The sequence below is a fragment of the Microbulbifer hainanensis genome (assembly GCF_014904735.1).
GTDB classification, from domain to species: Bacteria; Pseudomonadota; Gammaproteobacteria; order Pseudomonadales; family Cellvibrionaceae; genus Microbulbifer; species Microbulbifer hainanensis.
Window position 1 is genome coordinate 1 of the sequence record NZ_JACZCR010000050.1, and the last position, 13,149, is coordinate 13,149.

The following is a 13,149-nucleotide window of genomic DNA, read 5'->3' on the forward strand; positions in this document are numbered from 1 at the left end:
CTGATCAGCGTATCGGACAAAAGCGGAATCGTGGAATTCGCGCAACAACTCGCCACTATGGGCGTAGAAATCCTCTCCACCGGTGGCACCCACCGCCAGCTGAAGGATGCCGGTGTCGATGTGGTGGAAGTCTCCGACTACACCGGATTTCCCGAGATGATGGATGGGCGCGTCAAAACCCTGCACCCGAAAGTCCACGGCGGCATCCTCGGTCGCCGCGGCACCGATGACAGCGTCATGTCCGAGCACGGCATCACCCCAATCGATATGGTGGTGGTGAACCTGTACCCCTTCGCCCAGACTGTCGCCAAGCCGGATTGCACCCTGCCGGATGCGATCGAGAACATCGATATCGGCGGCCCGACCATGGTCCGCGCCGCGGCCAAGAACCACAATGACGTGGCTATCGTGGTCAACGCCAGCGATTACGACGGCATCATCGCCGAAATGAAGGCCAACGACGGCGCCCTCGCCCAGGCGACCCGCTTCGACCTGGCCGTAAAGGCCTTCGAACACACCGCCGGCTATGACGGCGCCATCGCCAACTACCTGGGTGCCATCAAGGACGGCGAGAAACAAGCGTTCCCGCGCACCTTCAACAGCCAGTTCATCAAGAAACTGGATCTGCGTTACGGCGAGAACCCGCATCAAAAGAGCGCGTTCTACGTAGAGTCCAACCCGGCCGAGGCGAGCATTGCCACCGCCGCGCAGATTCAGGGCAAGGAGCTTTCCTACAACAATATTGCCGATACCGATGCGGCACTGGAGTGCGTCAAGGCCTTCGATGAGCCGGCCTGCGTCATCGTCAAGCATGCCAATCCCTGTGGCGTGGCCGTCGCCGAGAGCATCGGCAATGCCTACGACCTGGCTTTCGCCACCGATACCGAATCCGCTTTCGGCGGCATCATTGCGTTCAACCGCGAGCTGGACGGCGCCACCGCCAAGGCCATCGTCGAGCGCCAGTTCGTCGAAGTGATCATCGCCCCGTCGGTCTCCCCCGAGGCCAAGGCCGCGGTTGCCGAAAAGAAAAATGTGCGCCTGCTGGTCTGCGGCCAGTGGAGTGCCGATCGCGCCCCGGCGCTGGACTACAAACGCGTCAACGGCGGCCTGCTGGTACAGGACCGCGACGACGGTATTGTCACCGCCGGCGATCTGAAGGTGGTCAGCAAGCGCCAGCCGAGCGAGGAAGAAATCCGCGACCTGCTATTCACCTGGAAAGTGGCCAAGTTCGTCAAATCCAACGCCATCGTCTACGGCAAGGACGGCCGCACCATCGGTGTCGGCGCCGGCCAGATGAGCCGGGTCAACTCCGCGCGTATCGCCGCCATCAAGGCCGAGCACGCCGGCCTGGAAGTTAAGGGTTCCGTAATGGCGTCCGACGCCTTCTTCCCGTTCCGCGACGGCATCGACAACGCCGCGGCCGTGGGAATTCGCGCAGTCATCCAGCCCGGCGGCTCCATGCGCGACGAGGAAACCATCGCCGCGGCGGACGAGCACGATATGGCCATGGTCTTTACCGGTATGCGTCACTTTCGTCATTAAGAGGCCCACTGATCGCCTTGCAATCCCATAGATCATCCTTGATCTATGGGATTGTCGCCCGTGAAGTGCTGACGCAGGTGCGCTAACCTGCTGACAATTCACGGACTCGCGCCGGCTTTGCCGGCGGCGGCACAACCCTGTGCCGCGAGGCTATGCCGGTTATGACACCGGAATAGCCAAACGCAGAATGAAAAGCCGGCGCCGATTGGGCCGGCTTTTTCTTGCCCGCAACAATTCCGGGCTAAAATACCGCATCTAACGGAACACACCGGCCGATTCAGGGGGAACACAGAATGAACGTATTGGTAATTGGCGCCGGCGGCCGCGAGCACGCCCTGGCGTGGAAAGCGGCCCAGAACCCCGCCGTCGACACCGTCTTCGTGGCACCGGGCAACGCCGGCACAGCGCGCGAACCCAAGCTGCAGAATGTCGCCATCGGTGTCGACAACTTCTCCGCACTGGCGGAGTTTGCCGAGGACAACGGCGTCGAGCTGACCATCGTCGGCCCGGAGGCCCCGCTGGTAGACGGTATCGTCGACTTCTTTAACGGCCGCGGCCTGGCGATTTTCGGCCCAAGTAAGGCGGCGGCCCAGCTAGAGGGCTCCAAGGCCTTTACCAAGGACTTCCTCGAGCGCCACCAGATTCCGACCGCCGCCTACCAAAATTTCACCGAAACTGAACCCGCGGTCGAGTACATCCGCAAGATGGGCGCCCCCATCGTGGTCAAGGCCGACGGCCTGGCTGCCGGCAAGGGCGTCATCGTGGCGGAGACCGAGCAGCAGGCAGAACTGGCCGTGCGCGATATGCTGTCCGGTAACGCTTTCGGCGAAGCCGGCTGTCGCGTAGTGATCGAGGAGTTCCTCGCCGGTGAAGAGGCCAGCTTCATCGTCATGGTGGACGGCGAGCATATCTTGCCGATGGCCACCAGCCAGGACCACAAGCGCGTCGGCGACGGCGACACAGGCCCGAATACCGGCGGTATGGGCGCCTATTCCCCGGCACCGGTAGTCACCGACAGTGTCTACCAGCGCATCATGGCAGAAGTCATCGAACCGACAGTCAAAGGCCTCGCGGCCGAGGGCATACCCTATACCGGCTTCCTGTACGCCGGACTGATGATCGATGCCGACGGCGCCCCCAAGGTGATCGAATACAACTGCCGCTTCGGCGACCCGGAAACCCAGCCGATTATGATGCGGCTGAAATCCGACCTGGTTGAACTGTGCCGCGCTGCTGTGGACAAGAGCCTCGACCAGGTGGAAATTGAATGGGATGCCCGCCCGGCACTCGGCGTAGTCTTGGCCGCCAACGGCTATCCCGGCAGCTACCGCAAGGGCGACGCCATCAGCGGTCTGGACCGCGCCGACAGCGACAATGCCAAGGTTTTCCACGCCGGCACCGCACTGGACGGTGAGCGTGTAGTCACCAGCGGTGGCCGCGTCCTCTGTGCCACCGCACTGGGCGACACTGTGGCCGAGGCCCAGGCCAACGCCTACGAAGCCGCGCGCGCCATTCACTGGGACGGTGTATTCTTCCGCAAGGACATCGGCTACCGCGCCATCGAGCGCGAGGAAGCCGCCACTAGCGAGTAGTAACGGGCCCTGCAGGAATACGACAGATGAGTGAGCGCAAACTGACCGGCCTCGACCGCCTGCTATTGCAGGCGGATCGCGCCCTCCGCACCCTGAGCCCCGGCACCCCCAGCCACGCCCGGCCATCGCCGGCGAAGGGCGAGCAGGAGGCGGAACTCAGCGATGCCGAGCGCCGGCACGCCGCGGGACTGATGCGGGTTAACCACAGCGGCGAAGTCTGCGCCCAGGCCCTCTATCAGGGCCAGGCGTTGACCGCCAAGCTGCCGGAAGTGCGCGGCGAAATGGAACAGGCTGCGGACGAGGAAATCGACCACCTGGCCTGGTGTGAGCAGCGCCTGCGGGAGCTGGACAGCCGTCCCAGCCTGCTGAATCCGCTGTGGTACGGCCTGTCGTTTGGCCTCGGTGCCACCGCCGGCAAGATCAGCGATCGGGTCAGCCTCGGCTTTGTCGCCGCCACAGAAGAACAGGTGTGCAAGCACCTGCAGAGCCACCTGCAGCGTTTGCCCGCCGAGGATCAGCGCAGCCGTGCCGTGGTGGAGCAGATGCTGGTGGATGAAGAAGAGCACGGTCACGCCGCGCTGGCCGCTGGCGGTGCCCGCTTCCCGGCGCCGCTGAAAGGCCTGATGTCGCTGGTGTCCAAGGCCATGACCTCGGCCAGCTACAGAGTTTGATCGGGAATAGGAATCCCTGTCAAACCAGACACGGCGGGCCCCCAGCAGCGGGGCCGCCTCACCTCCGGAATAATCCCCGCCTGGCCTTATAGCTCTTCAATGCGGTAGCTGTGGACGATTTCCACCCCGGCATTCTTCAGCATGATGGAAGCCGAGCAGTATTTGTCGGCCGACAGCTCCACCGCCCGCTGCACCTGGGCTTCCTTGATACCGCGGCCGCGCACGACGAACTCCATCTCGATGCGGGAAAAAGGCGCCGGCGTCGTATCGGGACGTTCGCCATTCAGCTCACAGTGGCAGGAAATCACGTCCTGCCGCGCCTTCTGCAGGATACTGACGACGTCGTAGGACGCACAGCCACCCACGCCCAGCAGTATCATTTCCATCGGGCGGATGCCGTTGTTCTTGATACCGCCTTCCATAACCACGGAATTGCCACTAGCGGCCTCGCCGACAAACGTCAGCCCGTCCACCCAGGTTACCTTGCCCTGCATTGCCAAACTCCTCCAGATTGCCCGTCGGGGCATTATGAAATGATGAATGGCGCGAAGCTTACCATATCGCCCCGGTAACCTATTGCGCATTGATTTCAGGTATAGTGGTCGCAGATCAATTGCCGCCCAGTACAGGCTCTGAAAAGGAGCACGGCAGTCGGTTGCCACTGAACTCCTCGATCGCTATAAGGTCTTTCTTGGTATACCGCCTGCTTTGGCAAGATAACAGTGTTCCAGATCACACTGCGGGAGTTTCCCGGCGCAAGCCACTGTTGGGGACAGGCTTTTAGCGCCATAATTCGCCAATGCCACAGAGCATTCTGGCCGGGATCAGGCACGCAAGTAAAAATTATAAGGAGTAGGTCCGTGACGGTTGCTACAGAAGAAACCATGACTATCGGCAATATCGAAGATTTCCTGGCCCACTGCCACCGGCGTCGCTATCCGGCTAAAAGCACGATCATTTACGCCGGCGACCGCTGCGAGTCCCTCTATTTCATTATGCGCGGCTCCGTAACCGTCCTGATCGAGGACGACGAAGGCCGTGAGATGATCGTGGCCTACCTGAACGATGGCGACTTCTTCGGTGAAATGGGCCTGTTCGACCAGGATACCCGCAGTGCCTGGGTGCGCACCAAGACCGAATGTGAAGTGGCGGAGATCTCCTACAGCAAGTTTCAGGAACTGAGCCGTCAGCACCCGGAATTCCTGTTCGCACTGGCCACACAGATGGCCGGTCGCCTGCGCAACACCACGCGCAAAGTCGGTGACTTGGCGTTCCTCGACGTCACCGGCCGCGTGGCCCGCACTTTGCTGGACCTGTGCAACGAACCCGATGCGATGACGCACCCGGAAGGGATGCAGATCAAGATCACCCGCCAGGAAATCGGCCGTATCGTCGGCTGCTCGCGGGAGATGGTCGGCCGCGTACTGAAGACCCTGGAGGAACAGGGGCTGGTATCCGTGAAAGGCAAGACAATGGTGGTCTACGGCACCCGCTGACAGCCCATTCACGATTTGCAAAAAAGGCGACCCTTGGGTCGCCTTTTTTATTCCGCCACTAAGCGAATTCGAAAATTCCCTGCCGCCTCAGTTGAACATTTCCAGCAGTTTGCGCCCCGGTTCCGGTTCGCGCATAAACGCCTCGCCAACTAGGAACGCATTGACGTCGTGGCCGCGCATCGCCGCCACATCATCGGTGGTGTGGATACCGCTCTCGGTGACCACAATGCGGTCCTCCGGCACTAGATCCAGCAGCTTGAATGTCGTCTCCAGCTGTACGTCGAACGTGTGCAGGTTGCGATTGTTGATTCCGATCAGTCGGTTCGGCAGTGCCAGCGCCCGCTCCAGTTCCGCACGGTCGTGCACTTCCACCAGCACGTCCAGGCCCAGCTCCTGTGCCAGCCCGTTCAGGTCCCGCATCTGGCCGTCTTCCAGACAGGCGGCGATCAGCAGAATGCAGTCGGCACCAATCGCGCGGGCTTCGCATACCTGGTAGGGATCGACGGTGAAATCCTTGCGCAACACCGGCAGGCGTACGGCATTGCGCGCCTGCTGCAGGTAGCTGTCACTGCCCTGGAAAAAATCCACGTCAGTGAGCACTGACAGGCAGGCGGCGCTACCCTTTTCGTAGCTGGTGGCGATCTCCGCGGGAATGAAATCGGGGCGAATCACCCCCTTGCTCGGTGAAGCCTTCTTGATTTCGGCGATCACTGCCGCTTCGCCAGCACTGATTCGGGTTTCGATCGCGGTAACAAATCCCCGTGCCGGCGGCTGATCCAGCGCCCGCGCGCGCATGTCCTGCAGAGAACACTGCCGCTGTCGCTCGGTCACTTCCTGCCATTTGCGCTCGACGATGGTTTTTAGAATGGTCGGCGTGCTCATGGCTGATTCTCCTCTGCCCTGCTGATTTTATCGCGTGCGCTTGCGACTCGCTTTTCGGAGCTCACGGCCGTATTTCCTCGGCGCGGAACGCGCTGGTAAAGGCGGCCAGGTCCTTGATTTTTTCCGCAGCCAGGCCGGTACAGATGGCATCCTGGGCCATGGCCACGCCCTGCTCCGCGCTATCGGCGATGCCGCTGACGTAGATCGCCAGTCCCGCATTCATCGCGATGACATCGGCCGCTTTCTGCGCCGCTTCGCTATCCTCTCCTGTCAGCGCCGCATTGATCAACGCGAGGGATTCCTCCGAACCGGCCACGGCAAGCCCCTCGAGATTGCGGCGTTCGATGCCAAAATCCTCCGGGCGAATGACGCGCTCCTGCAGTACACCGTCTTTCAGCTCCACCGCATGGGTGTCCGCTGCCAGGCTTGCCTCGTCGAGACCGTCTTCACTGTGAATGACCAGTGCGTGTTCAGCGCCAAGGCTCTGCAGCACTTCCGCCACTATCCGGCAGTAGGTGCGGTCGTAGACCCCGATCACCTGGCGTCTCACACCCGCCGGGTTTGTCAGCGGTCCGAGCAGATTGAAAATGGTACGCAGCCCCAGCGCGCGGCGCGCGCCGATCGCATGGCGCATAGCGCTGTGATAGCTGGGCGCAAACATGAAACCGACGCCAATGGTGTCCACGCAGCGGGCCACCTGTTCCGGCGTCAGTTCGAGGAAGATGCCGGCGCGCTCGAGCAGGTCAGCTGCGCCACTGCTCGACGACACCGAGCGGTTGCCGTGCTTGGCGACCCGCGCCCCTGCGGCTGCGGCAACGAAGCTGGCGGCGCTGGAAACGTTGAACAGATTGGCGCCGTCACCGCCGGTACCGACGATATCCACGGCGTGGGTCAGGTCGAGTTCCACCTTGGTGGCCAGTTCGCGCATTACCTCGACCGCCCCGGCGATCTCGTCGACGGTCTCACCGCGCATCCGCAGGGCGACCAGTAGAGCCCCGATCTGTGCCTCCTGGGCCTCACCGTGCATGATCTGGCTCATGACTGCGCGCATTTCCGCGCGGCTCAGGTGTTCGCCGTCCACCAGCCTGGCGATGGCCTGTTGGATATTCATCTCGCTTCCCCCTTATCCGTATCTTGCTGACCTGCAGGGGCCGGCATTGCCGCTCCTGCTTTCGAGTCACGACTCCAGAAAATTGCGCAGCATGTCGTGCCCGTGCTGCGTGAGAATGGACTCGGGATGAAACTGCACTCCCTCCACCGCCAGCTCGCGGTGGCGCAGGCCCATGATTTCCTCTATTTCCCCGCTTTCGGTTTCCGTCCAGGCGGTGATTTCCAGACAGTCCGGCAGGCTCCCCTTTTCCACCACCAGGGAGTGGTAGCGGGTGGCCTCGAACGGATTCGACAGGCCGTGGAACACCCCCAGGTTGTTGTGCACTATCTGTGAGGTCTTGCCATGCATGACGCGGCCCGCGCGGACTACCCGGCCACCAAACACCTGGCCGATACTCTGGTGTCCGAGACAGATCCCCAGGATCGGCACCTGTCCGGCGTAACGACGGATAGTATCCAGCGAGATACCCGCCTCATTGGGCGTACAGGGGCCGGGAGAAATAACGATTTTCTCCGGCTCCAGCGCATCGATATCCTCAACGGCAATCTCGTCGTTGCGCTTGACCACCACTTCCGCACCCAGCTCCGCCAGGTACTGCACTACGTTCCAAGTGAAGGAGTCGTAGTTATCGATCATCAATATCATTGGGTGGCTCCCTCTTCGCCCGCTGGCGCGGCAGACTGTTCCATGCGTTTCTGCAGGCGGCCCAGGGCCTCCTGGGTCGCGCGCAATTCGCGCAGAATTTCATTTTGGCTGGGTGGCAGTTGCAACTCATCGAGGCGGCGCAACTTGGCCTCCTCAAGGTTGTTCAGCACGACACCGATAAACAGGTTGATCATCACGAACGCACCCATGACCACGAAGCTGACAAAGTAGACCCAGGCCCAGGGCATGGTCTCCATCGCCGTGTACATAATGTCGGTCCAGTCCTCGAAGGTCACGATGCGAAACAGGCTCAGCAGCGCGATCGGCAGGCTGCGCCAGTGGGTCGGGTCGATATCGTGAAACAGGAAATAGCCGGCCACGCCATAAATATAAAAAATGATGCCCATCAGCAGCGAGATGTGGAACATGCTGGGCAGGCTGCGCAACAGCGTGTCCACCAGCAGGCGCAATTCCGGAAAGGCCGACACCAGGCGCAGCACACGCAACACCCGCACCAGGCGCGCGAGGGTTGCCAGCGGCCCGGCCGCCGGTATCAGGCTCAGGGCAATGATGCTGAAATCGAAACAGTTCCAGCCGCTGGCGAAATAGCGCCAGGGCCGTTCACCGTGGGCCGCCATCTTGATCGCCGCCTCCACGACAAACGCCAGCAGGATCAGCTGGTTGATGCCATACAGCAGATCGCCGAAACGGGCCAGGACCCACTGCGAGGTCTCCAGCCCCACCGCGACGCCGTTGAGCAGGATCAGCCCGATGATGACCTGGTTGAACAGCGGCGCCTCGACGACCCGCTGACAGGATTCAGCTATGGAAAACTTCCGCGCAAAACTAACTTCGTTCATCGCTGGCAATCTTTACTCTCTTGCGGTTGTCGCCACTGGCGGACAGGGCCATGGCCGCGGCACGGAAGAGCGCGCGGGCCTTGTTCATGGTTTCGTCCCACTCGGACTGCGGATCCGAATCGGCCACCAGGCCGGCACCGGCCTGGATATACAATTTGCCATCCTTGATCACCGCGGTGCGGATGGCGATGGCGGTGTCCATGTTGCCGTTCCAGGCCAGGTAACCGACGGCACCTCCATAGATGCCGCGTTTCTCCGGCTCCAGCTCATCGATGATTTCCATCGCGCGGATTTTCGGCGCGCCGGACAAAGTGCCTGCCGGCAGTGCCGCGCGCAGTGCATCGATGCCGGTGAGACCGGATTTCAGCCGGCCGGTAACGTTGGAAGTGATATGCATGACGTGGGAGTAACGCTCGACCACCATCTGCTCCGTGACCTTCACACTGCCGGTTTCGGCCACGCGACCGACATCGTTGCGCCCCAGGTCAATCAGCATCAGGTGCTCGGCAATTTCTTTCGGATCCTCGAGTAACTCGCGCTCCAGCGCCGCGTCCTCCTCCTCGGTGGCACCGCGGCGGCGGGTGCCCGCGAGGGGGCGTACAGTCATGTCTCCGTCTTCCAGATGCACCAGGATCTCCGGGCTGGAACCCACTACCTGGTGGTCGCCAAGATCGAGGAAATACATGTATGGCGAGGGGTTGAGGCTACGCAGGGCGCGGTACAGATTCAGCGGCGGCGCATCGAAATCGGCGGAAAGCCGCTGCGACGGCACCACCTGCATGACATCGCCAGCGAGTACATAGTCCTTGACCTTGTCGACGGCACGCTTGAACGCCGCCTCACCAAAATGGGAGTGAAAGGCGGACTCGTCGATGCCGTCGCCGTCCAGATCCAGCGGCACAGTATCCGGCAGCGGCTGTGCCAGCCTGCCCACCAACTGATCGAGGCGCTTCTGAGCGCGCTCGTAATCGCCGTCCTGTTCCGGGTTGCCGTGCACGATAAAGATCACGGCGCCGGCGAGGTTGTCGAACACCACCAGTTCATCGCTGACCATCAGGAGGATATCCGGATTGCCGAGGGTATCCGGGGGCGTACTGTCAGCCAGGCGCGGCTCGATATAGCGCACGCAGTCATAGCCGAAATAGCCCACCAGGCCGCCATTGAAACGCGGCAGGCCCGGCAGTTCCGGTACCCGGTAGCGGCGCTGAAAATCCTCGACGAATGCGAGCGGATCCGCGGCCTGATGCTGTTCCACCACGCTGCCGTCGCGCTCGACGGTAATCTCGTGACCGCGCACCCGCAGCAGCGTGCGTGCCGGCAAGCCGATCATCGAATAGCGGCCCCACTTTTCTCCCCCCTGCACGGACTCCAGCAGGTAGCTGTAGCGGCCGGCGGCCAGTTTCAAGTAGGTAGACAGCGGCGTTTCGATATCCGCCAGCACGCGGCGGATCAGCGGTATGCGGTTGTAACCCTCAGACGCAAGTTGGGCGTATTCGCTTGGGGTCATGGCGACTCCAGTCAATTGTCAGAGTTTCTGTCGGCGGGCGGGTAGGTACAGAAAGCGCCCACGGGAAAGGTAGCCAGACGGTATTGTTACCGGTTGTTGGCCTCAGCGGACTGGCGGCGCCATCGCCAGCTTTGAATGTGGGGGGTGGTGTGGTTCACGGACATTCCCTCGATTAGGCCGGCTAGTTTACAAATCCCTGCAGGGGCCGGCAAGACCCGCCACCGATATCGCCACGGGCAGCGGCAGCCTTATAAAATCCGGTTCCATGCTTATGCCGGAAACCCTTCCGGCATAAGCATGTGCTCGGCCATTTACGCCAGTTGCGACCGCATCGCGGCAATAGCCTCGGCGTAGTCCTCGGCGTTGAAGATCGCCGAACCGGCGACAAATGTGTCAGCGCCGGCTGCGGCTATCTCGCCGATATTGTCGCGGGTCACACCGCCGTCGATCTCCAGGCGAATATCCTCGCCCGAGGCCTCGATCAACGCGCGCGCCTCGCGGAGCTTACCCAGCGTTGCCGGGATGAACTTCTGCCCACCGAAGCCGGGGTTCACGGACATCAGCAGAATCATATCCAGCTTGTCGAGCACGTACTTGGCGGCATCAAGGCCGGTCGCCGGGTTGAACACCAGGCCGGCCTTGCAGCCGAGGCTGCGAATCAGCTGCAGGGAGCGATCCACGTGGCGCGATGCCTCCGGGTGGAATGTAATGTAAGTTGCGCCCGCATCGGCGAACATGCGGATCATGTCATCCACCGGCTCCACCATCAGGTGTACGTCGATGGGTGCCTCGACACCGTGCTTGCGCAGCGCCTGGCAGACCATCGGGCCGATGGTCAGGTTGGGCACGTAGTGATTGTCCATTACATCGAAATGCACCCAGTCCGCGCCGGCGGCGAGCACTGCATCCACTTCTTCGCCCAGGCGGGCAAAGTCGGCGGAGAGAATCGAGGGGGCAATTTTATAATCCGGCATGGTCATGTCCTGCTTTTAACGGTCTTGTTCGGCGAGGCGGTGATCCAGGCGCTCGAGCCGTTCCGGCGTGCCCACGTCGCACCAGTCCCCTTCGTAGAGCTCCGCCTGCAGCTGGTCTTCGTAGTGCACGAAAACTTCACCGAGGCCGAAACAGGTACGCAGCCTGGGGTAATCGCGCAGCATCTGCGGGCGCAGCCAGCTGATACCGGAAAAGGTATAGCGGGGCCGGCTGGTGCCGGACAGCAAACCGGCATCGATGCCGAAATCCCCATCGGGATTGTGCGGCGGGTTGGGCACCATCAGCAACCGGCCGGGGCAATCCGCCGGCAGCGGCCGCGCCAGCCAGGTCTGCAGATCGAAGTCGCACCAGACGTCGCCATTGACGACCAGGAACGGCTCTTCGCCGAGCAGCGGCAGTGCCCGCACGATTCCGCCGGCGGTTTCCAGCGGCTCACCCTCAACGGAATACTGGATATCCAGCCCCCAGCGCTCGCCATCACCCAGCCGGCTGCTGATCTTGTCCCCCAGGTGACCCAGGTTGATGACCACGCGCTGCACACCGATACCGGCGAGACGCTCCAGGGCATATTCGATCAGGGGTTTGCCGGCCACTTCCAGCAATGGTTTGGGCACGCTCTCGGTCAGCGGACGCATGCGTTTGCCGAAGCCCGCAGCCAGTACCATGGCGGCGGGGACGGAACGATTGGCTGTATCAGTCATTGAGGCATTCTTTGCAGTTGCACACCCGGATCACCGGCAGTGCGGTAATCCCGGTACCAGCTCTGGCGCTCCACCAGAGGCAGTAATTTTTCTTTAAACCAGTCAGCGAACGGCGCCAGTTCGGGGTAGCGCCCGGCCACTTCCAGCGTATAACGGATTACCAGCGGCAGGTCGGTCAAATAGCCATTCTTGCCGTCGCGGAGATTCAGGCGCGGAAACAGGCCCAGCACCTTGATATGACGCTGCAAGCCCATCCAGTCGAACCAGCGCAGGAACTGCGCCTGGGGCACCGGTGCCATGATCCCGGCCGCTTCCGCCGTCGCCGCATAGCACAGCGCCAGGCGCTCCACCTGCTCGCAGGGCCAGCGGATGTAGCAATCGCGCAGTAATGACACCAGGTCGTAGGTCACCGGCCCCCACACCGCGTCCTGGAAGTCCACGACGCCAGGGCGCTCGCCGTTGCGCAACATAAGGTTGCGGCTATGGAAATCGCGGTGCACCAGGACCTGCGGCTGCTCCTCGGCGGAATCCAGCAACAGGTTGAACGTCTTGTCCAGCAGCGCTATTTCCGCCTCACCGAGCTCGTAGCCCAGCAGCTTCTGCACCAGCCATTCCGGCAGGATGCGCATTTCCGCCAGCAGCAGTTCACGGTTGTAGGGGGGGAAGATATCGGGGCTGTGGGGAATCTGCTGCAGGCACAGCAATTCATTGAGCACCTCCCCGTACAGCCCCTCCACACTGCTGTCGTCGAGCGCTCCGAAAAGTTGCTGGTCACCCAAGTCCTCCAGCAGCATAAACCCCTGCTCGGTATCGGCGGCGGCCACCATGGGGGTATGGATACCGTTTCGGCGCAGGTAGTCAGCCACGGCGACAAACCGCGCGGGGTTGGTGCGCTCCTGCGGCGAATCCACGGCGATCATGCTGGGGACAGTCTGGGTGCGGAAATAGCGGCGAAACCCGGCGTCTCCCGCCAGCGCCATCAGCGTCAGGCTGCCACCGACGTCAAGCGCACGCCCGGCCCAGAGACGCAATTCTTCGCGCCGCTTGTCAATTCCGCCTGTCGAGAGCTCGGTCATGAGCCACTGCTACTCCTGCTAGTTCGGGCCGCATTGTAACGGGGCCGTCGGAGCCGTCCAGCGACAGCCCTAC

At 62.1% G+C, this 13,149-nt stretch carries 13 protein-coding genes; 4 read left to right on the top strand and 9 right to left on the bottom strand.

Translation table 11 applies throughout. The features are described from left to right. The 3 genes from purH to coq7 all read left to right on the top strand — a co-directional run. Positions 1-1,542, top strand: a 1,542-nt coding sequence (gene purH, locus IG168_RS18455) for a bifunctional phosphoribosylaminoimidazolecarboxamide formyltransferase/IMP cyclohydrolase (RefSeq protein WP_193166086.1), incomplete at its 5' end; no start/stop codon positions are given. Between the two features lie 293 nt (positions 1,543-1,835). Continuing rightward, positions 1,836-3,134 carry a phosphoribosylamine--glycine ligase gene (gene purD, locus IG168_RS18460; RefSeq protein ID WP_193166087.1) on the top strand — a complete coding sequence of 433 codons (1,299 nt, stop codon included), beginning with the start codon at positions 1,836-1,838 and terminating at the stop codon, positions 3,132-3,134. A gap of 26 nt (positions 3,135-3,160) precedes the next feature. After that, on the top strand, positions 3,161-3,805 hold the full coding sequence (gene coq7 / locus IG168_RS18465; protein ID WP_193166088.1) for a 2-polyprenyl-3-methyl-6-methoxy-1,4-benzoquinone monooxygenase: 645 nt from the start codon (positions 3,161-3,163) through the stop codon (positions 3,803-3,805). Between the two features lie 86 nt (positions 3,806-3,891). Here coq7 and IG168_RS18470 read toward each other — a convergent pair whose 3' ends face one another. Continuing rightward, a complete protein-coding gene (locus IG168_RS18470; protein WP_193166089.1) occupies positions 3,892-4,299 on the bottom strand; it encodes an OsmC family protein in 408 nt (135 codons plus the stop codon). Positions 4,300-4,665: 366 nt separating this feature from the next. Here IG168_RS18470 and crp point away from each other — a divergent pair, with 366 nt between their 5' ends. Next, positions 4,666-5,301: a cAMP-activated global transcriptional regulator CRP gene (crp, locus tag IG168_RS18475; RefSeq protein ID WP_319024757.1), complete on the top strand. Its 636-nt coding sequence runs from the start codon at positions 4,666-4,668 to the stop codon at positions 5,299-5,301. Between the two features lie 87 nt (positions 5,302-5,388). Here the strand turns inward: crp and trpC are convergent, their stop codons facing one another. The 8 genes from trpC to IG168_RS18515 all read right to left on the bottom strand — a co-directional run bounded on the left by trpC (position 5,389) and on the right by IG168_RS18515 (position 13,076). After that, positions 5,389-6,183, bottom strand: coding sequence for an indole-3-glycerol phosphate synthase TrpC (trpC, locus tag IG168_RS18480; RefSeq protein WP_193166090.1), 795 nt, complete (start codon positions 6,181-6,183; stop codon positions 5,389-5,391). Between the two features lie 61 nt (positions 6,184-6,244). After that, entirely contained in the window at positions 6,245-7,294 is a 1,050-nt protein-coding gene (trpD, locus tag IG168_RS18485; protein WP_193166091.1) for an anthranilate phosphoribosyltransferase, read from the bottom strand. A gap of 66 nt (positions 7,295-7,360) precedes the next feature. Next, positions 7,361-7,939 carry an anthranilate synthase component II gene (locus IG168_RS18490; RefSeq protein ID WP_193166092.1) on the bottom strand — a complete coding sequence of 193 codons (579 nt, stop codon included), beginning with the start codon at positions 7,937-7,939 and terminating at the stop codon, positions 7,361-7,363. Further along, on the bottom strand, positions 7,936-8,799 hold the full coding sequence (locus IG168_RS18495; protein WP_193166093.1) for an ion transporter: 864 nt from the start codon (positions 8,797-8,799) through the stop codon (positions 7,936-7,938). Before IG168_RS18495 ends, IG168_RS18490 begins: the two co-directional genes overlap by 4 nt. Beyond that, positions 8,786-10,306 carry an anthranilate synthase component I gene (gene trpE / locus IG168_RS18500; RefSeq protein ID WP_193166094.1) on the bottom strand — a complete coding sequence of 507 codons (1,521 nt, stop codon included), beginning with the start codon at positions 10,304-10,306 and terminating at the stop codon, positions 8,786-8,788. The genes IG168_RS18495 and trpE overlap by 14 nt, the downstream gene beginning before the upstream one ends. 311 nt (positions 10,307-10,617) lie before the next feature. After that, on the bottom strand, positions 10,618-11,280 hold the full coding sequence (gene rpe, locus IG168_RS18505) for a ribulose-phosphate 3-epimerase (protein ID WP_193166095.1): 663 nt from the start codon (positions 11,278-11,280) through the stop codon (positions 10,618-10,620). Between the two features lie 15 nt (positions 11,281-11,295). Continuing rightward, the gene (gene murU, locus IG168_RS18510) at positions 11,296-12,000 is read right to left on the bottom strand and encodes an N-acetylmuramate alpha-1-phosphate uridylyltransferase MurU (RefSeq protein ID WP_226877144.1); all 705 of its coding nucleotides are present in this window, start codon (positions 11,998-12,000) and stop codon (positions 11,296-11,298) included. After that, positions 11,997-13,076: an aminoglycoside phosphotransferase family protein gene (locus IG168_RS18515; RefSeq protein ID WP_193166096.1), complete on the bottom strand. Its 1,080-nt coding sequence runs from the start codon at positions 13,074-13,076 to the stop codon at positions 11,997-11,999. Before IG168_RS18515 ends, murU begins: the two co-directional genes overlap by 4 nt. Positions 13,077-13,149 lie beyond the last annotated feature (73 nt).